The organism is Herpetosiphon llansteffanensis, assembly GCF_003205875.1.
Lineage (GTDB): Bacteria > Chloroflexota > Chloroflexia > Chloroflexales > Herpetosiphonaceae > Herpetosiphon > Herpetosiphon llansteffanensis.
In genome coordinates, this window is the sequence record NZ_PUBZ01000088.1 from 1 (window position 1) to 24,264 (window position 24,264).

The 24,264-nt window shown below is 45.7% G+C and carries 9 protein-coding genes; 6 read left to right on the forward strand and 3 right to left on the reverse strand.

Features of this window, described 5'->3' with window-relative positions:
* Positions 1-179 precede the first annotated feature (179 nt).
* The 6 genes from C5S61_RS10270 (at position 180) to C5S61_RS10295 (ending at position 13,450) form a co-directional block, all read left to right on the forward strand.
* Positions 180-821, forward strand: coding sequence for a cysteine hydrolase family protein (locus tag C5S61_RS10270; RefSeq protein WP_204754671.1), 642 nt, complete (start codon positions 180-182; stop codon positions 819-821).
* 3 nt (positions 822-824) lie between these two features.
* The gene (locus C5S61_RS10275) at positions 825-3,713 is read left to right on the forward strand and encodes an FAD-binding and (Fe-S)-binding domain-containing protein (protein ID WP_110514968.1); all 2,889 of its coding nucleotides are present in this window, start codon (positions 825-827) and stop codon (positions 3,711-3,713) included.
* Positions 3,714-3,959: 246 nt separating this feature from the next.
* Entirely contained in the window at positions 3,960-5,849 is a 1,890-nt protein-coding gene (locus C5S61_RS10280; protein ID WP_164689337.1) for a non-ribosomal peptide synthetase, read from the forward strand.
* Positions 5,846-7,159, forward strand: a complete 1,314-nt coding sequence (locus C5S61_RS10285; RefSeq protein WP_110514970.1) for a glycosyltransferase family 4 protein — start codon at positions 5,846-5,848, stop codon at positions 7,157-7,159. Before C5S61_RS10280 ends, C5S61_RS10285 begins: the two co-directional genes overlap by 4 nt.
* Positions 7,156-12,600, forward strand: a complete 5,445-nt coding sequence (locus C5S61_RS10290; protein WP_110514971.1) for a non-ribosomal peptide synthetase/MFS transporter — start codon at positions 7,156-7,158, stop codon at positions 12,598-12,600. The genes C5S61_RS10285 and C5S61_RS10290 overlap by 4 nt, the downstream gene beginning before the upstream one ends.
* 151 nt (positions 12,601-12,751) lie before the next feature.
* Positions 12,752-13,450: a 4'-phosphopantetheinyl transferase family protein gene (locus C5S61_RS10295; RefSeq protein ID WP_110514972.1), complete on the forward strand. Its 699-nt coding sequence runs from the start codon at positions 12,752-12,754 to the stop codon at positions 13,448-13,450.
* Here C5S61_RS10295 and C5S61_RS10300 read toward each other — a convergent pair.
* Genes C5S61_RS10300 through C5S61_RS10305 form a run of 3 tightly spaced genes read right to left on the reverse strand, consistent with a single transcriptional unit; the run spans position 13,442 to position 24,118 of the window.
* Positions 13,442-18,508, reverse strand: coding sequence for an ATP-binding protein (locus tag C5S61_RS10300; RefSeq protein ID WP_164689339.1), 5,067 nt, complete (start codon positions 18,506-18,508; stop codon positions 13,442-13,444). The genes C5S61_RS10295 and C5S61_RS10300 overlap by 9 nt on opposite strands.
* Positions 18,509-18,512: 4 nt before the next feature.
* On the reverse strand, positions 18,513-20,210 hold the full coding sequence (gene mads7, locus C5S61_RS26830; RefSeq protein WP_164689340.1) for a methylation-associated defense system protein MAD7: 1,698 nt from the start codon (positions 20,208-20,210) through the stop codon (positions 18,513-18,515).
* Positions 20,207-24,118 (reverse strand): protein kinase domain-containing protein, encoded by a 3,912-nt coding sequence (locus C5S61_RS10305; protein ID WP_164689342.1) that lies wholly within the window; start codon positions 24,116-24,118, stop codon positions 20,207-20,209. Before C5S61_RS10305 ends, mads7 begins: the two co-directional genes overlap by 4 nt.
* Positions 24,119-24,264 lie beyond the last annotated feature (146 nt).

A 24,264-nucleotide genomic window follows, 5' to 3' on the forward strand; every position in this document is an offset into this window, starting at 1 on the left:
CCCGATCCCCGATCCCCGATCCCCATTTTGCCTTTTGCCTTTTGACTTTTGCATTTCATCCCTCATCCTTCATACTTGATTTGGGCTGATTTGTTTGTGATAATAGGGCTTGGGCAACGTAGCTCACATCAATGCCGCCCGATCAGCGTTCTCCATCATTCAGCCACAAGGGAGACAGTATGCAGATCGATCCAGCAACAACCGCGTTGGTACTCATCGAATTTCAAAACGATTTCACCTCGGAAGGCGGAGCACTTCACGGCGCAGTTGCCGAAAGTATGCAAGCCACCAACATGCTGGCCAATACGCTCGAAACGGTCAAACAAGCTCGTGAAGCAGGCGTGACGATTATTCACGCGCCAATTTCGTTTGCCGAAGGCTACCGCGAAATTACCAACCAACCCTATGGCATTCTCAAAGGCGTGGTCGATAATAATGCCTTTCGTAAGGGCAGTTGGGGTGCAGAATTAATTGATGTGCTCACGCCGGAAAGCGCCGATATTGTGGTCGAAGGCAAGCGTGGCCTTGATACCTTCGCCAGCACCAACCTTGATTTTATTCTGCGCAGCCGTGGCTTGAGCAATTTGGTTTTAGCAGGCTTTTTGACCAACTGTTGCGTCGAATCGACGATGCGCTCAGGCTACGAACGCGGCTATAACGTCATTACCCTGACCGATTGTGTCGCCGCCACCAGCGCCGAAGAGCAAGAAGGCGCAATTAGCAAAGATTATCCAATGTTCTCGCATCCTATGGATCACGCACAATTTCTCGAAATTTTGAGCGGACGCAGCGCCATGGTCAATGCAAGTCGCGGGTATTAATCAATGAATCCAGCAGCAGAACTTCAAACTGAGGTTTTGGCTGCACTGCAGCGGTCGGTTCGTGGCACGGTTCACGCCGACCGCTTGACGTGTGCGCTCTACAGCACCGATGCCTCATCATATGCCGTGATGCCCAAAGCGGTGGTTATTCCGCACGATCGGGCCGATTTGCAGGCTATCGTCGAAATTGCCCAACGCTTTCAGGTGCCAATCGTGCCGCGTGGCGGTGGCACAAGTCTCTCTGGCCAAGCAATTGGCGCGGGCATTATTGTCGATCTTTCGCATTCGTTTGGCCAAATTGGTGAGTTTGATCCAGAGCGTCGCCAGATTTGGGTTGAAGCTGGCTGCACGCTTGATCGGTTGAATAATTTTCTCAAGCAGCATGGCCTGATGTTCGGCCCCGATCCGTCCTCGAGTGCGTCGGCAACGATTGGCGGCATGCTCGGCAATAATTCAACTGGCTCACACTCGATTGTCTATGGCATGACCGTTGATCATACCCTCGCGATCGAAACCATTTTGGATGATAGCTCAATCGCAACATGGTCAACCCAACCAGCCAACAATCCACGCCAACAGCAAATTCAAGCCCAACTTGGTCAGATTGTTGCGCGTTATGCTCACGCCATTGAGCGCGATTATCCCCAGGTTTGGCGCAATGTGGCGGGCTACAATCTGCAACGCATGCTGCAACGCCAGCAACAACAACAACCGTTTAGCGCCGTGCCAATTTTAGTTGGCAGCGAAGGCACTTTGGGCTTGACCGTTGCCGCTCAACTTAGCCTCGTGCCACGCCCCAAGGTCACGCGGCTGGCACTCTGGCATTTTGATGATTTACAGCGAGCATTGGCCTTAGTGCCAGAAATGTTGCGTTTTCAGCCAAGCGCAGTCGAGTTATTCGATCGTTATTTTATTAATTTGACCCGCCAAAACCCTGAGTATGGTGCACGCCTCAGTTTTGTGGTGGGCGAGCCACGCGTTGTCTTAATTGTTGAATGGGCGGGAGCTGATGCCAGCGAATTGGCCGCCAACGATGCTGCATCAACAGCCCATTTGCGGGCGCTGGGCGAAACAGGCCTTGTCGTGCGCGAAACCCAGCCCGCCGCAATTGCCAATGTTTGGGCCGTGCGCAAAGCAGGCTTAGGCTTGTTGATGAGCCAACGCGGCGATGCCAAACCGCTGGCGTTTGTCGATGATGCGACCGTGCCAGTTGATCGCTTGGCCGAATATGCGCAGGGTGTTGAGGCGATTTGCCGTGAGGTTGGCACCGAAGCCAGTTTTTATGCCCATGCTTCGGTTGGCTGCTTACACATCAATCCATTAATTAATTTGAAAACTGAAACTGGTCTGGCCCAAATGGCGCATATTTCGCAGGCAGTCGCCAGCTTGGCAATTAACCTTGGCGGCACGACCACAGGCGAACATGGCGAGGGTCTGGCGCGCTCAGCCTTTAATCAACAATTGTATGGCGCGGAACTACACCAAGCCTTTGGCGAAATAAAGCAGCTATTCGACCCAAATTCCATCTTTAATCCAGGCAAGATTTTGGCCGCACCTCAGCCATGGCAGCCAGAAATCCTGCGCATCAACCCAAGCTACCAAACGCCGCATGCGCCCAGCGTAACCTTCTTCGATTTCACGCCTGATGGTGGCTTTGCTGGCTTAGTCGAAATGTGCAATGGCCAAGGCGTTTGCCGCAAAGCAGATGCTGGCGTGATGTGCCCATCGTATATGGCGACGCGCGACGAGGCCCATTCAACTCGTGGCCGAGCCAATGCCTTGCGGGCGGCAATGACCGGCCAGCTTGGATCTGAAGGTTTGAGCAGCCCTGAATTACACGAAGCCATGGATTTATGCCTTGAATGCAAGGCCTGTAAACGTGAATGCCCGTCGATTGTTGATATGGCGCGACTCAAATCGGAATGGCTGGCGCAGTATCAAGCAACCCATGGCGTACCATTGCGCAGCCGTTTGTTTGGCCAGATCGCCAAAATCAATCAGCTTGGCATGCTGGTTCCGCGTTTGAATAATTGGTTGCTAGCCCAGCCAATCACGCGCTGGCTGCTTGATCGCAGCTTGGGCATCGATCAACGCCGCCAATTGCCAGCCTTAGCACGGCGTTCATTTCGGGCTTGGTTCAAGCAACACAAACAACAATCAGCAGCGTCGCGTGGCCCATTAATTCTTTGGGATGATACTTTTACGCTCTATAACGAGCCGCAGATTGGCCAAGCAACGGTCAAATTGCTTAGCGCTGCGGGCTACAGTGTTTATCTGATCAACGAACGACGCTGTTGTGGCAGGCCATTGATCTCCAAGGGAATGTTGGCGGAAGCGCGAGCTAATGCTGAACACAACATCAAACTGCTTGCGCCATTTGCTGAGTTGGGCGTGCCAATTATTGGCTTGGAGCCAAGTTGCATCGCCAGCTTTCGCGACGAATACCCAGCCTTAGTGCCAACCAATGCGGCCAAGGCTGTGGCTGCTCAAAGCTATTTTATTGAAGAATTTCTGGTTAAATTGGCTGCTGAAGGCGTTGCTTGGAACTGGAATCAGCAATTGCCCGCCGATAAGGTGCTGGTGCATGGCCATTGCTATCAAAAAGCTTTGATCAGCACTAGCCCATTGCTGGCGATGTTGCGGCTAGTGCCAAACTTGGCGGTGCAAGAAATTGAAAGCGGCTGTTGTGGCATGGCCGGCTCGTTTGGATATGAACGCGAGCATTACGAGGTCTCCATGGCCTGTGGCGAGCAACGCCTGTTTCCAGCAGTTCGCACCAGCCAACAGCCAGTTTTAGCAGCAGGTATGTCGTGTCGGCATCAAATTGAGGCTGGCACAGGGGTAATTGCCCAACATCCAATCGTATTTTTGGCCGCTTGTTTAGCCGATTAAGCTACAAACAATCGTAGGGATTTTTCATCATTGTTCAATTGTTTGTTCATCCAACAAATTGACAAACGCAGCGGCTTTGGCGTATAGTATGGCCTTGAAGAGTCGTGTCATTTAATCAATCCCCAACCAGATTTCCCATGCCCTGCCTAGGGGGCCTTTGGCGGTTGCGCTGAGGCTATCGCTGCGCCCATAGGCATCGCAACAATGCTAAAACTACAATCTGAAACGATGCGAAGGAGCCGTGTTATGTCAATAGCGACATTAGCGCCGATCACCGCCGACCGCATGGGCCAACTTTTTGTGCCCGATGTTCTCAGCACGCACGCCCAGCATTCACCACAGGCTATTGCCATCGCGACCAGCAATTTTAAGCTGAGTTACGTCGATTTTGAGCAACGTAGCAATCAGCTTGCCCATTATTTACACCGCCAAGGAGTGGGCCGTGGCGCTGTGGTTGGCGCTTGTTTTGAACGTTCAACCGAGGCCATTATCGCCGCAGTTGCGATTTGGAAGGCGGGCGCAGCCTACTTGCCGCTCGACCCGAGCTATCCCCAAGAACGCCTCAAATATATGTTGGCCAATAGCGGCGCAAATCTGGTGTTGGCCAGCCAGCTTACCGCCAACCAATTGCCTGATCGCCAATTGCACATTTTTGATCAATTAACTGCGGAGCTGGCCCAGCAACCAACCAGCGCTCCCGCGCATCAACTTACCGCCGATGATCTGGCCTATATCATTTATACCTCTGGCTCGACGGGCAAACCCAAAGGCGTGCTGGTTTCTCATCGTGGTTTGGCCAATTTGGCAGTTGCCCAAAGTGAACGCTTTGGCATCAGCAGCCAATCGCGGGTGTTGCAATTTGCCTCGCCCAGCTTCGATGCCTCAATTTCTGAAATGATCACGGCTTTTTTTCAGGCTGCCACTTTGTTTGTAGCCCCAACGAACGATCTTTTACCAGGCCCAGACCTGCTGACAACGCTGCGCGATCATCAGATTACAGTTGCAACGCTGCCGCCATCAGTTTTGGCTTTGCTCGATCCCCGCGATTTGCCCAATTTGCAAACGATCGTTTCAGCAGGCGAGGCTTGCACGGCGGAAATTGTCGCACGTTGGGGCACAAATCGGCGCTTTATCAATGCTTATGGCCCAACCGAAGTGACGGTTTGCGCCACCATGAGCCAGCCTTTGCGCTATGGCATGGCGGTCAGCATTGGCAACGCCATCAGCAACAGCCAAATCTATATCGTCGATGAACATTTGAATTTGGTTGAAGGCGAGGCCATTGGCGAATTATTGGTTAGCGGGGTTGGGCTGGCGCACGGCTATCTCGGCCTTGGCGATCAAACTGCCGAGCGCTTTTTGCCCAATCCATGGAGCGAACAGGCTGGCAGTCGCGTCTATCGCACTGGCGATTTGGTGCGGCGCTTGAGCGATGGCAGCCTTGAGTTTCGCGGGCGGATCGATCATCAAATTAAGCATCGTGGCTATCGCATCGATCCTGCGGAAATTGAAATGTTGTTGTTGGAATATCCCAACGTACGCCACGCTGTGGTGACGTTGCATCACGACCACAATCATACCGAGCGCTTGGTCGCCTATTTGGTGCTGCACGGCGAAGTTATGCCCTACTATCGCGATATGTATCGCTATCTGGAAAGCATGCTGCCCAAGTATATGGTACCGCTCTCGTACACCGTGGTGAAGGAATTGCCGCGCACGCCCAACGGTAAGCTCGATGTTGCGGCCTTGCCAGAGCCAGATTTTGCCCTACTGACCGTCAGCGAGAACTATGTTGCCCCGCGCACGCCGCTGGAACAGCAAATTGCCACAATTTGGGAAGCTATTTTGGATACGCCGAATATTGGCGTGCTTGATGATTTCTTTGATGCTGGCGGCCACTCGCTGCTGGCAACCCAAATTGTTTCTGCGATTCGCAGCACGTTTGCGGTCGAAATTCCGCTTTCGGTTCTGCTGGGAGTCGAGCCAACCATCGCCGCTACGGCGCAACTGATCGAGCAATATCAAATTGCTAATGCCGACGATGCTGAACTGGCAGCCTTGCTCAACGAACTCGATGGCCTCTCCGATGAGGAAATCCAAGCTTTATTGGCAGATGAAGGAGCGATCACTGCATGAACTTTTTGCTCATTCAGCCACTCGATTATTTGTTCGTCTCAGGCGGGGCGCACAAAGCCAACCGCTTTTTGATGGAAGGCCTCGTGGAGCGCGGCCACACCTGCATCGTGCTCTATCCGCTGGAAGAAAATCGCGAAAAAAACGGCAAAGAAAAATTATTAAAGCAGCTTGAGCAACACCAAATTCAGGTTGTCGATGCCAGCAATCCCGATCTGGTACATTATCGGATGAATGGGGTTGATGTCTATGCCTCGGGCGGCTCGCTGAGCTTCTTCACCAAATTGATTCACCGCGTCACCAACGAATTTAACATCGATTGGACGATTGTCACCGAGGATCGCTCGTTTTTGTGGGTCGAAGTCGCTCACGAAGCCAATCCAGGCAAGGCAGTCTTTCTCTCGCATAGCCAAGCGACGCTGCCGTTCGGCCCCGAATGCTTCGTTGACGACCCAACCAAAACCCGTACCTTGCAACAAATGGCCGATTTGATCTGCGTCAGCGAATATTTGCAACGCTACGCCAAAGAATGGGGCAATCTCGATTCGACCGTGCTGCGCTTTCCATCGTATGGCGCAGGGCCGTTTCCATTTTTGGCCAACTTCGATCACGGCGCAGTCACGATGATCAATCCATCGATGCTCAAGGGCAGTCCGATTTTTATTGAATTGGCCCAGCGCATGCCCGAAACCCAGTTTGCCGCCGTGCCAACCTGGTCAACCACCGGCAAAGATCGAGCGATTCTCGAAGCACTGCCCAATGTGCAATTCATTCAACCCTCGCCAGATATGAACGAGGTGCTCAAGCATGTCAAAGTGCTGCTAGTACCATCGCTGTGGGGCGAATCGTTTGGTCAAGTCGTCGTCGACGCGATGTTACGCGGCATTCCGGTGCTGGCCAGCGATGTTGGCGGCTTGCCCGAAGCAAAATTAGGCGTGGAATATCTGCTACCAGTCAATCAAATTCGCGAATATAGCAGCATTTCGGCCAAAGTGTATACGGCGATTCCAGTTGTGCCGCCGCAAGATGTTACGCCTTGGGAGCAAACCTTGCGCCGTTTGCTGAATGATCGCGAGCATTACAACGATTTGGCGCGGCGCTCGCAAGCAGCGGCCTTCGATTTTCTCAACAACATTGGGATCGAACATTTCGAACGCTATTTTTTCAATTTACAACCACGCCAAACTAGCGTTGTGCCAAGCTTAACTCCCGACCGCAATGTGCAACGAGCAGCGCAGTTGGCAGCCATGCCTGCTGAACAACGAGCGCTGCTCGCTCAACGCCTAAAACAACGCCGAGGTGAGCAAGTATGACCGAAGTCGCACGCCAACTCGAAGATCTTTCGCCCGAACGCCGCGCCTTGTTGGCCCAACGATTGCGCCAACGCCAAGCAGCCAAGCCAGTGCCAAGCATTCCCGCGCTGGCTCGCGTCGGCGAACGCCCAGCCTTTGAACTGTCGTTTGCCCAACAACGCTTGTGGTTTTTAAGCCAGTGGCAGCCAGAAAGTGCCGCCTACCACATCCCCGCCACGTTCAGCATTGTGGGTGAAATTAATGTTTCTGTATTGCAGACATGTCTTGATAAAATTATTCAGCGCCATGAAGTGTTGCGTAGCACAATCGAAGTGTTCGACGACGAGCCAGTGCAAGTTATTCAGCCATTCCGCAGCCTCGATTTGGAGCTTGTTGATTTACGAAATTTGAGCAGCGAACAGCAATCAAGCCAACGCCAGCAGCATATCGAGCGCCACAGTCAAGTGCCGTTTGATCTAACTAAAGATTTAATGCTGCGCGGCTTGTTGCTGCAAACGGCTGATGATCATGCCGAATTGGTGCTAACGATTCACCATATTGCTTGCGATGGTTGGTCGATTGGGGTGTTGTTGCGCGAGCTTGGCCAGCTGTATGAAGCAGGGCTACGCGGCGAGCAGCTTGAGCTACCAGCGCTGCCAATTCAATATGCCGATTTTGCGGTTTGGCACAAGCGCTATGTGCTCGAAGAAGTGTACAATCAACATTTGAATTTTTGGCAGCAACAATTACATGGCACATTGCCGTTGCTCAATTTGCCAACCGACCATCCGCGACCAGCGGTCAAACGCGATCTTGGCGCAACCCTCGAATATCATTTGCCTTGGAGCTTGGTTGAGGCCGTTGAGCGCTTGAGCCGCCAAGAACGGGCCACGCCGTTTATGCTATTTATGGCGGCTTTTCAAGTTTTGCTTTATCGCTATTCTGGCCAAAGCGATCTGATTATTGGTACGCCGATTGCCAACCGCACCCGCCGCGAAATCGAAAACTTAATTGGATTTTTCGTCAATACGTTGCCAATTCGGGTCAATTTGGCAGGTTCGCCGAGTTTTCGCAGCCTAATCGCCCAAGTGCGCCAAACCTCGTTGGCGGCCTTCGAGCACCAAGATATGCCGCTCGAACATTTGATTGATGTGCTCAAAGTTGAACGCAGTTTGAGCCATAATCCATTATTTCAAGCCCTGTTTGTGCATCAAACCACCAGCATTCAAACTGTCGATTCTGGTGATTTTGGCTTGCAATTTGGCGGGGCAATCGAAACTGGCAGCGCCAAATTCGACATTAATTTAAATCTGGCGGCCAATCGCGCCAGCTTCGAATACAACACCGATCTGTTTGAGCGCAGCACGATCGAACGCATGGCCAGCCATTTCCATAGCTTATTGGAATACGCAGTCAGCCATCCTGATGTGAGCATCGATGATTTGCCCTTGCTGAGTAGCAGCGAGCGCCAACAATTGCTGCAAACGTGGAACGCCACCAGCGCCAATTATCCTGCGGTTGATTCGATTGTAAGCTTGTTTGAAGCCCAAGCAGCGCGTGTGCCAGAGCGCACAGCCCTGCATTTTGAAGGCCAAACCTTGAGCTACGCCGAACTCAATCAACGCGCCAACCAACTAGCGCATAGCTTGCACCAACGCGGCATCGGCTGCGATATGCGAGTTGGCTTGTTTATCGACCGCTCGCTGGATTTGTTGGTGGGAGCGTTGGGGATTCTCAAAGCAGGTGCAGCCTATGTGCCAATCGACCCAATTTACCCCCAAGATCGTATCAGCGCAATGCTTGAGGATGGCGCGGTGAGCTTGCTAATTACCCACGCCGAGCTAGCTGCCGAATTGCCAGCACTCGATCGTGAGGTGCTTTGCCTTGACGAGGCTTGGCCGACAATTGCCCAAGCACCAAGCCAAAACCTGAATTTGCCAATCGATCCACGTAGTTTGATGTATGTGCTGTTTACCTCTGGCTCGACGGGCCGCCCCAAAGGCGTGGCGATCGAACACCGCAATTATGTCAATTATATTCAAGGCTTGTTGCAACGCATCGCCGCTGAAGATGGCTGGAGTTATGCGCTGGTTTCGACCTTTGCCGCCGATCTTGGCACAACCAACGTCTATGGAGCCTTGTGCAGCGGCGGCGAATTACACATTGTGGCCTACGAACGCGCCACCGATCCCGAAGCCTTTGCAGCCTACTTTCGCCAGCATCGTATCGATGTGATGAAACTTGTGCCCAGCCATTTCGAGGCGCTGCGCGGCTTGAGCAACTTGGCCGATGTGATTCCCAAGCAGCGACTCATTTTGGCGGGCGAGGCCAGTTTGTGGGAACAACTGGCAAATATTCGCCAACTTCAGCCCAGCGTGCAGTTGCAAAACCACTATGGGCCAACCGAAACCACCGTTTCGATGCTGACCTACCCAATTCCTAGCCAACCGCGCTACCCAAGCAGCAGCGTGCCACTTGGGCGGCCATTAGGCAATGTGCAAATTTATGTGCTCGATCGCCAAATGCAGCCAACGCCGCAAGGTGTGCCAGGCGAACTCTACGTTGGCGGCGCTGGGGTTGGTCGCGGCTACATCGGGCGGCCCGATCTCACCGCCGAGCGTTTTGTGCCCGATCCATTTAGTGCCGAAGCAGGTGCGCGGCTCTATCGTAGCGGAGATTTGGTGCGCTACCAACCTGATGGCGCGATAGAATTTTTGGGTCGAATCGATCTGCAAGTTAAAATTCGTGGCTATCGGGTTGAGCTAAGCGAGATTGAAACCGCGTTGCAAGCCCAAAGCCATGTTGCCAATAGCGTTGTGATCTTGCGCGAGGACACACCCGGCGATAAGCGCTTAGTCGCTTATCTCGTGCCAGAAGCAGGCCAAAGCCTGAATATTGGCAATATTCGCGAAGCGCTACGCAACAGTTTGCCCGATTACATGGTGCCAACCGCCTTTGTCGAATTAGAAGGATTGCCGCTCAATCCGAATGGCAAGATCGAACGCCGAGCCTTGCCCGCCCCCAGCAGCGAGCGCAATCTCGATAGCTACGTTGCACCCCAAAGCCCGCTCGAACACGAATTAGCTGGCATTTGGGCCGAAGTTTTGGGGCTTGATCAGGTTGGCATCGACGATAATTTCTTCGATTTAGGTGGCGAATCGTTTAAAGCGATTCGAGTTGTGCGCAAAATTGGCAGCCATGTCAGCGTTATGAGCTTGTTCAAATATCCGACGGTACGCGAATTAGCTGCCCAGCTTGCGGGCGAAAACAGCGCTCAGAGCGGCATGCTCTATGAATTGACCAAAGCCCAAGCCAAGCAACACACTACGATTGTGGCGATTCCCTATGGTGGCGGCAGCGCGATCACCTATCAACCGCTTGCTCAAGCCATGCCCAAAGGTTTTCGGTTGCTGGCCGCCGAACTGCCAGGCCACGATTTCAGCCGCCCCGACGAGCCATTGCAAAGCTTAGAAGTCGTTGCTAGCCAGCTTGCTAACGAAATTCAAGCCACAACCCAAGGCCCAATTGTGCTGTATGGCCATTGCGTTGGCAGCGCCATGACCGTCGAAATTGGCCGTTTGTTGGAGCAAGCAGGCCGCGACGTGCAAGGGATTGTATTGGGCGGCAATTTTCCGGCGGCACGCGTGCCTGGGCGCTTCTTTGAATTGCTCAACAAACTCATGCCCGCCGATCGTTGGATGTCAGATCGAACGTATCGCGATTTTCTACGCGCCTTGGGTGGCTTCACCGAAATTGTCGATCCAGCCGAGCAAAGCTTTGTAATGCGCAGTTTGCGCCACGATGCGCGGGAAGTTGAGCGCTATTTTACCCACGCCTTTGCCCAAAAACAGCAGCAACTCAAAGCCCCGATCGCTTGCATCATCGGCGAGATGGATCGGGCGACCGAATATTATCAAGAGCGCTATCGCGAATGGGAATATTTCAGCAGCAACGTAACGCTGCATGTAATTCCTCACGCTGGTCATTATTTTCTCAAACATCAGGCCAGCGAATTAGGTCAAATCATCGAGCAACAAACTGAGCAATGGCAACAACCAGCGCCAATTCAAGCCACGCCAGCTAAAGCTAAACTAAGCAAAGTCAGCATGCCCAGCCTACGGATCTTCTTTATGGTGGCGTTGGGGCAGCTCGTTTCGATGCTTGGCTCAAGTTTATCGAGTTTTGCCTTGGGCATTTGGATCTATCAGCGCACTGGCACGGTCAGCGATTTTGCCTTTACCGCGATCGCCTCGATGCTACCAAGCTTGTTGGTTTCGCCCTTGGCCGGAGCAATCGCCGACCGCTGGGATCGGCGTTGGATTATGATTATTGCCGATACGATTGCTGGGCTTTCGACAATTGTCGTGGCCATGTTGCTGTGGGCCAATAAACTTGAGGTTTGGCATATTTACCTGACGGCAGCAGTTAGTTCAATTGCTGGAACCTTCCAGCGCCCAGCCTATGCAGCAGCCATGACGCAGCTTGTACCAAAACAATACCTTGGTCATGCCAACGGCGTGATTCAGCTTGGCTCGGCGACGGGCGGCTTGATTGCACCCTTTATTGCTGGTGGGATGGTGGCCTTCTTTGGCTTGGGCGGAGTCTTTTTGCTCGATTTCATCTCGTTTACCTTGGGCATTGGAGTCTTGTTCTTGGTTCGCTTCCCCAACACACTCTATCACAAGCGTGAGGAGCCATTGTTGCGCGAAATTGTGCGTGGCTGGGAATACATTATCAAGCGGCCAAGCCTCGTGGCGATGGTGCTATTTTTTGCCTTGGGCAACATCTGGTTTGGCATCGCCAGCATCAGTATGAGTCCGTTGGTGCTCTCGTTTGGTGGGCCTGCCGAATTGGGGATTGTTAGCGCAGCCTGTGCTTTGGGCGGCTTCCTCGGCGGCCTGTTTATGAGCTTGTGGGGTGGTTTGCAACGCCGCGCCGAGGGCATGGTTGGCTTCGTTATTCTCGAAGGTTTTTTCATTGCCTTGGCAGGCTTGCGCCCCTCGACATGGCTGGTGGCGTTGGCGATGTTTGGTATGTGGTTCACAATTTCGTTGGTCAATGCCCACTGGCAAGTGCTCATCCAGACCAAAGTCGGCTTGGAGCTACAAGGGCGGGTACAAGCAACCAACCAAATGCTGGCGATGCTCAGCATTCCGCTTGGCTATTGGCTGGCTGGCCCGTTGGCCGATACGCTGTTTGGCCCGTTGCTTGAGCCAAATGGCGCACTTAGCGATAGTTTGGGCTGGCTTTTCGGCGTTGGCCCCGACCGTGGCATTGGCTTGTTGATGGTGGTGGTTGGGTTGGGTGCGGCAATCTGGGCCGTGATTGGCTTCAACTATCGACCATTGCGCTATATGGAAGATGCGCTGCCCGATGCCATTCCCGATGCTGAAATTGCCAGCGACCGCGACACCATCCAAGCCCAAGCAGATGGTATAATCGCCGCAACCATCAAAGGATGAATTATGAAGGATGAGGGATGAAAATGAGGCTATGGGCTGTAGGCTAGCGGAGATTTTGGGAAAACTTAAAATCTATAGCCAAAAGCCTATAGCCTAGAGCCAATTTTACCTTCGTGCTCTTCGTGTCCTTCGTGGTTAAAAAAAGCTTTCTATGCTCTTAAACCCTAACACCATCGATATTTGGCTGATCGACTTAACGCGGCTGCGACCTCAACGGAGCCGCTTTTGGGCTGTGCTCAACCCTGAAGAGCAAGCGCGGGCATTACGCTTTCACTTCGAGCGCGATCAAACGCGCTACACGATTTGCCGAGGAGCCATGCGGCTGGTTTTGGCCGAATATCTTGACCGCGATCCAACCAAGCTTGTATTTAGCCAAAATAGCTATGGCAAGCCCTTGCTGGCCGATGTTGAATTGAGCTTCAATCTCTCGCATGCTGGCAACTACGGCTTGCTTGGGCTGAGCCAATTCAACACCATTGGCGTGGATATTGAGCAAGAACGCCAACTCGACGACTTGGCGAGCATTGCGCAGCATTATTTTGCGCCCAGCGAGCGCCAAGCGGTGCTGAATACAGCTGATCAGACTGCGGCATTTTTTCGCTGTTGGACGCGCAAAGAGGCCTATATCAAAGCTCATGGCATGGGTTTATCGCTACCACTCTCCAGTTTTGCGGTTTCGATCGCGCCGCAAATAGACCAAGCCCTTGAGTGGAATCGCGAAAATACGGTTGATCAATGGCATGTGCAGCCACTCGCTGCGCCTGCTGGCTACGCCGCTGCGCTAGCTTGCCCACGTTCTGCCAGCCCTATTTTGGTGCAACAACGCGAGTGGTTGGGCAATTTATTCTGATGATTTCATATACACAATAACTCCTTTAGACATTTCGGGAGTTTGAACTAAAGCAGTACCTACTGAAAGCTTCTCAATTTGTTCGGCAACTTCTTGCACATTTCTTGGTTGAATATAGGGAGCTAATTTTTTAGATTCGGGAAAATTAGTACGAAAGACGATTTTTGTTCCAGCATTTCCAATGACATCTTGATGAAAATCGTTTAAGCCTTGGCTTGCCACTACAACTGCAATACCATACTTTCGACCTTCTTTCATAAGTTTAGGCAGTGTAATATCTTTAGCCAAGCGATGTGCTTCATCGAGAACAACAACTAACCGGATCGTATTAGCCATCCCCCAGTTAAACATATCACGATATAATTTACGTAAAACAAATGCTCCAACTACAATTTGATGCTCTTCTGACATCAAATTATGTAAGTCAATGACTAAGCCTTTACGAATTTGTTCCAATAAACTTGTTGATTGTGCTTCAGAACTGAATAAGTCCATTTCTAAGATAGCACGACAACGGGCAGCAACATTCCGAATTTTTTGTTTTTGCTCACGTATTTCAATATATTTCAGAACTTCATCAATTGTTGGTATAGTTTGTAAATCCTTTGTATCGGCAGTATATCCATGGGCTTTATAAGCATCTTGAATCGCGTTTAATAGCAAATCTTTCTGCATTCCACCTAAACCAACAACATAGGCAAAAATATCTGCAATTGCTGCACTATTATGTTTCCAATCACTCTTCCCATTGGTCATGGAAACTTCAAATGGCGAAAATGGTAAACCATCGGCAGCATCAACACAATGGGTACTCGATTGACGAATAAACGAACCTTGAGGATCACCAAATTGCCCATGAAAATCTAATACTAATGCTGGAATATTTTGATGGGATAGTTCGAGCAAGATATGATTTGTCGTAACCGATTTTCCTTGACCGGGAATTCCAATAATAAATAAATGCGGTGTACCACGAACACTGGGTTTCCATATAACTTGATTTTTAACTGTTTCCCCCAACACAATATTAATTTCTTGATTAATCGGGTCTGCTCTTATTTCAGATGGTTCGTTGTGGCTCTGGCTGTGTGTTTGTATAACGACAGGTAGTAATTTTTCATCTACAGTAAGTAATGGATCTAGAAGGTCCTGATTATCTAATTCCATTTTTTTTAATTCTTCTGGTATAGATTTAGTATCAAGATCAATTGGAGAAATAACTACATCTACACTAGTTAAATGGTCATCTATTAACAAACGTGAACTAAAAGTATCATTTTTCTTCTGTTCTTCATAGAGAGAAATATCAGCAGCTGATATTATTTGAATTTCAGTATCATTCATTATAATAGGATTTATTCGTTGTGGTTCTAGTGTAACAATGAATCCTCTAAATCTCGGCCTAAATTCATAATTTCCTCGCTCAATATTCCGCAAATGTTCCATAAAATTAATATATACTTCGTTATTTATCAATTCATATCTATAGGCACGCTCAGCATAAAATCGTATAATATTAGCAAAATACGCCCGCTGTAGAATATTATCAACACGTTGATCGTCGTTATCATCGTTTTCACTTGCAAAATAGCGTGATTTAATCGTATCAGCAGTTATCCGCATTTGTAAATCCATATCTTGAGCCAAGCTATCGAATGAAGTTGTGCCACGTCGCCATTTAACTTCTATGAAGGTAATTTCAATAATATTACGTTTCATAGCAACCAATAGCATATCACAACGCCGTTCTCCCTTCTGAATTACGTCGCCAGTAGTCCTGCGTACTAAATGGGAAGCGTTATCTACAGGAATTAAGACTGCATTATCTAGCCAGTTTCGTTGTTTCATATAAGCGACAACAACACCTAAGCCCACCGCTGAGGAAGCACTTATATCCGATTTGGTTAAATGCAATGATAGTTGTCCAGAGATATTTTTCAAAATATTAAGCAGTTGACCAACACTACGATCTACTTGAGCAAATCCAAGTTCTTGCATAGCATTTGCAAGAATTACCTCAATCTCATCGCGCCAGCGCGTTGTGATAAACATTCGACGATCAATTCCATCAACAAACTCCGGTGCATATTCAATTAAATAAGTTTTTGATTGTTCTTCGAGTACAGGATGATTGGGTGAATCATAATAATCGAGTGCAAAAAAGCGATCAGCCGTAATAACCCAATGCGAAAGTTCATGAACCCGCTTAATAAGTTGTTGTTGAGTTGAATTCAGAGTATAGGTTAATACTGGATAGGCATTAGGATCCTGTTTTAGGATAACACCTTGCACTTGGAGCATTGCACGATATCCATCCAAAAGGGTTTTACTATAACGTGGGCCAGCTGGATGCTCTCCTGCAATAGTATCAGGAATCACAATAAATTCATTCCATTTTAGCTGACCATCCTGTGGGGTAAATAGTGATAAAAAGCGCATAACTAAGCCAAAGACTGATACGCTATGCATTCCAGCCACCAATAATTGTGCTTCTTGACACTCCCAGGCAATTTCAGTTAAATCACCAAGAATTGCTAAGTGTGTTTCATCGCCTTGATCGTTAATGATCGTATCAATTGCAGTAATACGGCTAGCAATTGCTGGCCGTAAATGATCATGATCACGGCGTAAATGTGATTCTTGCACTGCTGAACGCAACTCATTAATCCCATGAATAGAGGCAACACTCGAAGGATCACGAACATAGGCTGTAAGATCAAAGGCTGGAATTGCAGTAACTGATTCTTCATCATCAGTGATGGGCAAAACTAAATGCTGGAATGACTGCGTAATCCATGGGCTATTATGCGTATTTACTAAAGCCACACTTAACGTATCAATATATGGATGAATATTTTGGAAAGTATTAATATAGCGGCTTAGATGCCTAGTTAATACATCATCTGTTGAATTAATTGATTGATTTTCAAGTCCAATTAATTGATTAATATCGTTTAAACGGCGCTCACCATCGTAAAATGGAGTCACAGCATATACTCCATAATAAAACCCTAGATTTCCAACATTAATTAATGGTACTGTTTGGTTCGGGTGTGACCAAAATGGTGGAACATTCGTTAGATTCAAGCTACGCGTTAATTCTAAGTCAATCATTTGCTTACGTTTTTTGATTGGAACTTGCTGCAAGGTCATTTCCCAATAACTCAGTAATTGATTATAATTTGCCAGCCATGCTGCACGGATTGGATGAATAGGCAGCACGATAATTGATTCTTCTATTCCATTATGGCCTTGTACTTGCAGCATAAGCGTATCTATATTTAGAATCCCCTGTAGAATTGAATTATCAACCTGAAGATCAATTAACTCATGTAATAATTGTTGATAGGCATCTGCATAACGCCGCGCAGTTTCTGCAAGGTCAACCCAAGAAATAGTAATGCTATTTGCACGAGTATCTTGGCGTTTAATCGCCTCAAAAAAGCTTTTACGACTACTTAGCCAACGGTTATAAATATCAGTTATCTGTTTTGGAATACCACAATCAATAGGCGATAATTCTGCAAAGTTAATCTGTCGCACATAATCAGTTTTTACAAAGTAGCGATTTTGCTGCTGAGGGTTATTGATAATAGTACGCTCAAGTTCAACTAAGAGAGGACTAAGTGCAAGATGGATTAAGCGGCGCTCAGTTAATCGAAGGCTAAAATGCGTCAATGTTTCATTATATTGTGCCTCGCGTTCTTGAATCGTTTCATTCGCCTTAATATCTAAAAGCGTCTCAATGCGGCCAAAAGCAATTGTGGGAGTCATGCGCCGAGAAGTAGTAACTTTAACCGCTTTCGCTAAACTAGGCTCATTTGACAGATAAAACTCTTGACTAACCGCACTTAATTCTTCAGCATGCTCATCTTGGCTGCGTAATGGGTTACCAGCTTTATCGAGTGGTGTTACCCGTACATATAAAGGATAGTCTGGCAAGTTATCAGGATCAAGTTCAAGATCAAGATTTAACTTTAGCGTTTTGTGACTAGGACTGATCTCTCGAATTGGTAGATCAAATTCACTATCTTCACTAAGACCATAGCCTTCGACTGGAGTTAATTCAACTCGCCATCTATGCAAATACGATGGTTTAGGGGGTTCGCATTTCCAACGAACAGTAATCGATTCTTTTGGTCCATAAGCTGCCAGTAATATCCCATCAGCACCATCTGGTTGTAATAGGTTACAATATTTCTCAACTTCTCCTTGTTTATTTACAAAAGGTACTATAGATATACTTTTCAAGTCACTACTATCTTCTTGAGGAAAAATCCATTTATCAAAAGTACAAAAATAATTCTGAGAGTAGCTCAATTCTTTTGACCAATTAAACACATCATTAACTGATTTGTTTTGCAAAAATTGGATTAATATCTTCCTCATTTCTTTATCAATACCTAATGAATCGACTCTTTCAATTGTCGTTGCTTGAATCTTAGTGGGTATTGATAAACGAATTGTAGCATTACGATTTCGCTTTAATCGATTATGCCAATCAGCTCCATGATCGGCAATTAATCCAACTTGCCATAAATCAAACCCTATTAAATCTAGCTCTTGCTTTTGGTCACGTTGATATATATTAGAGTAAAATAATAACTTTCGGTCAACAGAAAGATAAAGAGGTGATTTAAATACTCTTTCAATATTACGAATAATTGATTTTGCTTCATTTGAAAGTTTATTATATATATTTTCAATTACCTTTTTTTGAATCCAGCCACCATCAATAGGCTCAAATGAATTTGCCAGAGAGCTAAATGCGGCATCAATCATATCAACAGGAATGAATAAACATAATTTACTCTTTTTACGATTCCTTAATTCTATCGCCCGATCTGTAGTAATATATTTTGGATCAGTATACGATTTATTTGATGATAAGATATATAAATCAATATCTCTTTCTCTACAATTTTCGCACATAATATTATATAGATCAAAAGATATATCATGACTAAAATTATCAATTCTAATACAATGACCAATATCTGTATACTCAAGTCGTTCAATAAGTATTTTTGCAACAAGTTTTAAAGCAAAATCATTCATTTGATTACTCCTTATCAACATTATTTGAATATGGCGAATATAAGCGTTGAACTGTAAAATCGTCAGAGAGGTCAGTAAAGATTCCCATTTGACGCAATCGCTTGAGCATAGCCTGTAAATTCTCACGTGCAGCAGCGTGATATTCAACACCATGCATTTCTAGAGGAGGACGATCAATAATAATCCCATAGCGCTGTTCAAGGAATTTCAAAAATTCTTGAAGTCGTATAGATGGTGGTAGTTTATTTTGACCTCGATCTTCGATCGGCATTGCATGCATTGTTGCCAATTGGACCAATAATGATAAAAGGTCATTACTTGGCGCATAATGCCAAGTACGTCGTTGACGTTGAATACCACTAAGCAATCCATAGGTTTTATTCATTCCGCCTGCTCCTACAATCCAGCCCATATAGTTGCTTAATACATTTTGTCTTTGGCCCTCTTCTAAAAGTAAAACCAATTGTTGAATATCTGTTTTTCCTGATTCAATTATTTCCTCAAACAAATCACTATCTTCTGTATCATCTTCTTCAGCTAAAGGTATAGTTGCCTCACGAATGGTTCCAATGGCATGGCGCGCCGCTGCATCCAAGTGGAACTTCAATTCAGGATCATCGCGCATCAATAAAATACGCTGTAAATAGATAGCGCCTTGAGGGTTATCATGAAGGATTTGATTAATCCGTATTTTTCCACTAGCAGATTTCTTTAATATTCCGATTTGTTTATCTAACCAGCGAAGTTCGACCATAGATCGAAAGAAATGTTGAAAAATCTCAACATCTCTACGAACACATTCACTAGACATTCGATGACTCAAATGATTTTGCTTACCAATAAAATCCACGTAAATTAAAGGTTTTTGTTCAATAATAGGATCATTCATTGCCGATGGTAATATCGATGGATCATACACAAGTTGATTAATTGCATAGGCTAAGCGAAGCGAATAAAGATACATCTCAAAACTTACCAGTGCTTGAAAATAATAGGTTAATGCTTGATTCGGCATTCGTTCAGCGTACGTATGTAAAAACATCCAGATATCTTTGGCGACAATATTAGTTAGTCCAACACATGGACTATATTCATTTTTATCGTTTTCTCGCCCAAAACCTGTTGCTTCAAATCCATCAGCAAAAACCATCGACAAAGTAGTCAATGTATCTAAATCTGTTTTACCATCATAAGCAGCATTAGTTGTTCCTGGTACATTACCAAATATAATTCCTTTTCCAAATATTTCTATTATTTGTTTTTTAATATAATCATGTCCAAGTTGAATTTCTTTACAAAGAATCTGATATATAAAAGAATCAACACCTCTTTGTCTCCTACTTTCAATAGGGAAACCTGGTTTATAACATAATAATGAATATGGTAATATCGCCATAATCTGCTCCCCACGTTTATTACGACCAACCTTACTTGTCGCAATTAATGATGTTCTAACTAATTTCTCCAATATGATATTCTTCTCTCTTTTTTCGTATGTTTTTGTTTCAATTTTATTAGAAAATTCATTAATATAAAATATTATTTCCTCTTTATTTTTAACTTTCGATCTTGATTTCCCACCACTCATAATTTTAAAGAATAATGAAGGCAAAAATATGTCTGTATTAAAGTCATTAAGTTCAATTGTCATGACTTTTGAAAAACTAACTCCAACCAAGTCTTTTGGAATTTTAACTTTCATACATTACCTCCCTGTGTCAAATTTTCTAAGATCAAGGTTTGATTTTGTTGTTTAATTGTATGAATCCGCTGATTCATTTCAATTAATACTAGCTCATTGGTTTCACGTAAGAGCAAGGCGCTTTTGAATGGTGCAAGCTCTTCCAACAAGGGCTTATATTCATCAGAATAAGGATCAGCCCCATCAGCCAAGCGTAATAATAATTCAAACAGCTCTAAGGTTATCTCTAAACGAGGATATCCTTGTCGATGTTTAAAGATTAATATTTCAGGAATAGACTCAATCGTCGTTTGATTAACTGATTGAGAAACTTCGAGAACAAACTGATCAATCGGAAATTGCTTCACTACAGCAAGTTGTTGTTGTTCAGAAAAAGAAATACGTAAACTCAATTTCTGAGATGTAGCAAATAGAGGCAATCCATCCGAACGTAAAAATCCACGAGCGATTATTTCTAGGAAATCGGAGCAATTAATCTTCTCTGCAAGGATTGCTATATATTGTTCAGCATAACGATATGGTAAAAACCGATTAACGGTAACCATTGGCTCACTCACTATCGGGCGATTTAAATCTTCTGCTGAAAAATATAATCTTCGTTTAACCGCACCAATCCAGGCTTTTTCTTCGATAAAATGCGTACGATCAGATTGATGAGCATCAAGAAAAAGCTTATAAAATTCCAAGTCATTGCTTACCTGGTGATAGTGTAAAAATCGATCTAGTTGCGGATACGATTGGCGAGCAGGATCAAGAATAGCAAGATCACCAAGTAATTCATCAGTACCATTATCTGTCGTAAAAATAGATTGCCAAAAAGTAATATTTTGAAATGCTTCAAGTGAATCTTCTGAATTCATTAGAGAATGAATATCACTACAAACGTTATTACCAGTAATTAACAATGCGAAACTTGAGCGTAAATCGCGCATTGTAATATGACGTTGACGACGTAAATGGGCTATCAATAGTAGATATTCCAAACGCGCTGCTATGCGTTTATGTCGTAGAGATTGGGCATTAATTTTAATTGGGCAACGTAATTGAGCACTACATTGATTGCATATTTGCCAGTCTTCGATGTTAATTAATTTATCGAGAACTTCTCTTGCAATACTGATAGCTTCAGAGTCAAGATTAATAAACGCCCGTCGCTTAAGATCAATAACCCAAACAGCTTGATCAACCTGTAATGAATGCTTATAAGCATAATCAACGGCTTGCTTAATCGCCGAGAATGTTTGGCCATGCCGATCAAGAAAATCAACGAGTCTCCCATCATTAATTGCAACAAGCACTGTGAGCTGATTGGTTTGAAATGATCTACCTTCTAAACCACTTAATTTCTGCATCAGCTGTTGATCCGCACTCAAATCTCCATGTGACTCAGAGGCATCGTAGCAACTACGGAAATGATGTCCATTGAGTTGATATTCCCAACCACTTGGATCATCATAGATCTTTTGTGCCTGCAGCCGAGATAATTCTCGCTTAACTTGCTCTAAAAATGCAGTTTTACCATCACCAGGGTTTCCAGAAAGAAAAACAATTTTTGGTTTTTGATTCAAAATATCTGGTAACAACTTTTCATCAAGATTTGTAGGTACATAGGTTTTAAGCACAAAATCTGAATCAAGTCCACGATTATTAGCATTTCCACCAACACTTGTCCGTATGAGGGAACGAATATCACTAACCCAAGGATTAATCTGGGGAACGAGATCATTTCTCGTTTCAGGTGTAGTATCAAATACGCGTAAGGCATTAGTTACTTGTTCACGAAATATTCGAGCACTTTGAGGACGTTCATCAGGATTATAACTAAGTGCTTTAGCCAAAACATCAATAATATTCTGTTGCCGCTGATTGGTATAAATAATCTTTTCAATATCCTGTTTTTTACTATCAATAAAAGAATTTTTCCCTGTTAATACCCGAAAAAGGATAATTGCTAACGCATAGCGATCAATCGATTTCGGTATAGTATTACTCGTTAGAATCTCTGGCGGCCAGTAGAGCGGTGTTCCTGCAAAACCAGCAGCTTCAGAATTGGAAAGCGCAAATCCGAAATCGATCAAGACAAATCGACTACGCTCAGTATCAAGAATAATATTTGCTAGTTTAATATCCCGATGGAGAAGTCGCTGATCCTCTAACTCTTCTAGAGCACTCAACATATGATCTGCAAGCTTCCACCAAGCATCTAAATCCCACGGAAATTCGGTTTGGAGTTCCTCTAGGTTTTGACCAGGAATATATTCCATTTTGAGGTGGATTTGCTTGGTGGCAGGAAAAATATCAAAGACTTTAGGCAAATAGCGTGAGGTCACTTGCTTTAATGCATTAAACTCATTTTGAACAGCTTGCCAAACATCAGCTGCATTAAAAAATTGTTTTGCAGCAATTAATCCCGTCGTAGGAAATTCTAAATCCTTTACAAGAAAGGTTTGAGCAGTTGCGCCTCGTCCCAACAATCGCTCTACTTGATATCGGTTATCAAGCTTCATTAGCGATTGCTCATCGCTAAGCAGAGTTCTATCAGCTAAATCACTAAATATTTTACTAATTCCTTGAGAATCACGAGTATTTGTTAGATCGCCATTAAGTAATGATTCAAAAATCTGAGTTAATTCTTCGATAATTGCTAGCTCTACGCTACTCCAGCGATGATAAAGATTAGGTATATTTATTGGCTTTTGATTGACTTCAGTAGCGTAATTACGTAAATCATTAATTGAACAAGCACTCAGTCGTTCAAGAAATACGAGTGCTAAGCTATAGCGATCAGTTGCTTGGGTCGCATAAGCATAACTCAATTTCAATGTTGGATGAGCATAAGCATCGGTTAAATCAATTTGATCTAATTGATAAGCAATTGATTGATCGTCAATTCGTGCAGCAAAAAAGTTTGAAAAAACTGCTCTTGGTTGGGGTTGACTACGAAGTTCCTGAATAGTAATTGCGGAAGGGTTAATTGCGCGGTGAATAACTTGATGTTGGTGAATCTGAGCGAGTGCTGAAAAACAGATGCTCGCTCGTGTTAACTCTTTGGCAAAATCATCTCGCGATTCGGGAAATGCAATCGCCGCCAATGTTTTACCTTTAGGCGGCGTTATTGGAATTACTTGAAAATGCTCAGACCATAAAATAGGATCATGAACTTCTGCAACAACGCCAGTCTCTTTCAGATTTGCCAGAGCAGTATATTCGCGATCAAAAAAGGCTGTTAACTCTGCTTGGTTTTGGACTTTAGTTAAATCGTAGACCATTAATAAGCGGCTTTGCTGACGAAAGGTGGCTTGAAAAATTTTTATTCCTCCAGGGCCAACACTTGATTCAAGAATTTGGTAATCCTGAATCATTGTTGGATTCGCAGGCCGATCGCCAAGATCATAGAAGCTTTTCTCTAAGGCTAGCCGATGGGTGCTACTAATCTTTGTTGATTGTTGTTGGTCTAATTGAATAAGTCGCTCAACCACCGTTTGGCCTAAAAATACCTGTTTTTGCATTCGGGGGTCTTTAACGCGAGGGAATTGCTGAGCATTGGTAAGGAGAATTCCTGCATGGACAAAATAAGAAAGATTGAGAGTGGGTATTTTTGCCCTTAAATGTCCTGCAAGCGGGCGAGCTACAAAATCTATTTTATTAAGCGGACTTGTTATAGAACTGCCGTCTGCAAAAACCCAAGTCTGGTCACTTCCACTTATTGTGCCATTCCATGATTTCTCATCAAGTATAAAAACCAAATGAAACCCAATAACAATAAAATCAATTTCAGAAGTGCGTCCATGGATAGGCAAGGTTTTATTACAAATAACAATCCATTCATCAGGTAAGGTAGCCAGAATATTGGCGGCACGCCTTTCACTCTCGGTCGCAAATTCTCCAGCATAGATCATTTTAGCCATTGTGATTACCCTCATAGGTATGATTGATGAGTATCAGATTACAGCCCTACATGAACTAACAGCTATTGTAGCTGATTATGATTAAATTGGAAGATTAATTTTTTTATACTTCGATTACGAAGACTATAAGTACAGCAATATAAAAC

Excerpts from the sequence above, each read along its gene's own strand:
- C5S61_RS10270 (WP_204754671.1), top strand. The coding sequence starts at position 180 with ATGCAGATCGATCCAGCAACAACCGCGTTGGTACTCATCGAATTTCAA.
- C5S61_RS10275 (WP_110514968.1), top strand. The coding sequence starts at position 825 with ATGAATCCAGCAGCAGAACTTCAAACTGAGGTTTTGGCTGCACTGCAG.
- C5S61_RS10280 (WP_164689337.1), top strand. The coding sequence starts at position 3,960 with ATGTCAATAGCGACATTAGCGCCGATCACCGCCGACCGCATGGGCCAA.
- C5S61_RS10285 (WP_110514970.1), top strand. The coding sequence starts at position 5,846 with ATGAACTTTTTGCTCATTCAGCCACTCGATTATTTGTTCGTCTCAGGC.
- C5S61_RS10290 (WP_110514971.1), top strand. The coding sequence starts at position 7,156 with ATGACCGAAGTCGCACGCCAACTCGAAGATCTTTCGCCCGAACGCCGC.
- C5S61_RS10295 (WP_110514972.1), top strand. The coding sequence starts at position 12,752 with ATGCTCTTAAACCCTAACACCATCGATATTTGGCTGATCGACTTAACG.
- C5S61_RS10300 (WP_164689339.1), bottom strand. The coding sequence starts at position 18,508 with ATGAATGATTTTGCTTTAAAACTTGTTGCAAAAATACTTATTGAACGA.
- mads7 (WP_164689340.1), bottom strand. The coding sequence starts at position 20,210 with ATGAAAGTTAAAATTCCAAAAGACTTGGTTGGAGTTAGTTTTTCAAAA.
- C5S61_RS10305 (WP_164689342.1), bottom strand. The coding sequence starts at position 24,118 with ATGGCTAAAATGATCTATGCTGGAGAATTTGCGACCGAGAGTGAAAGG.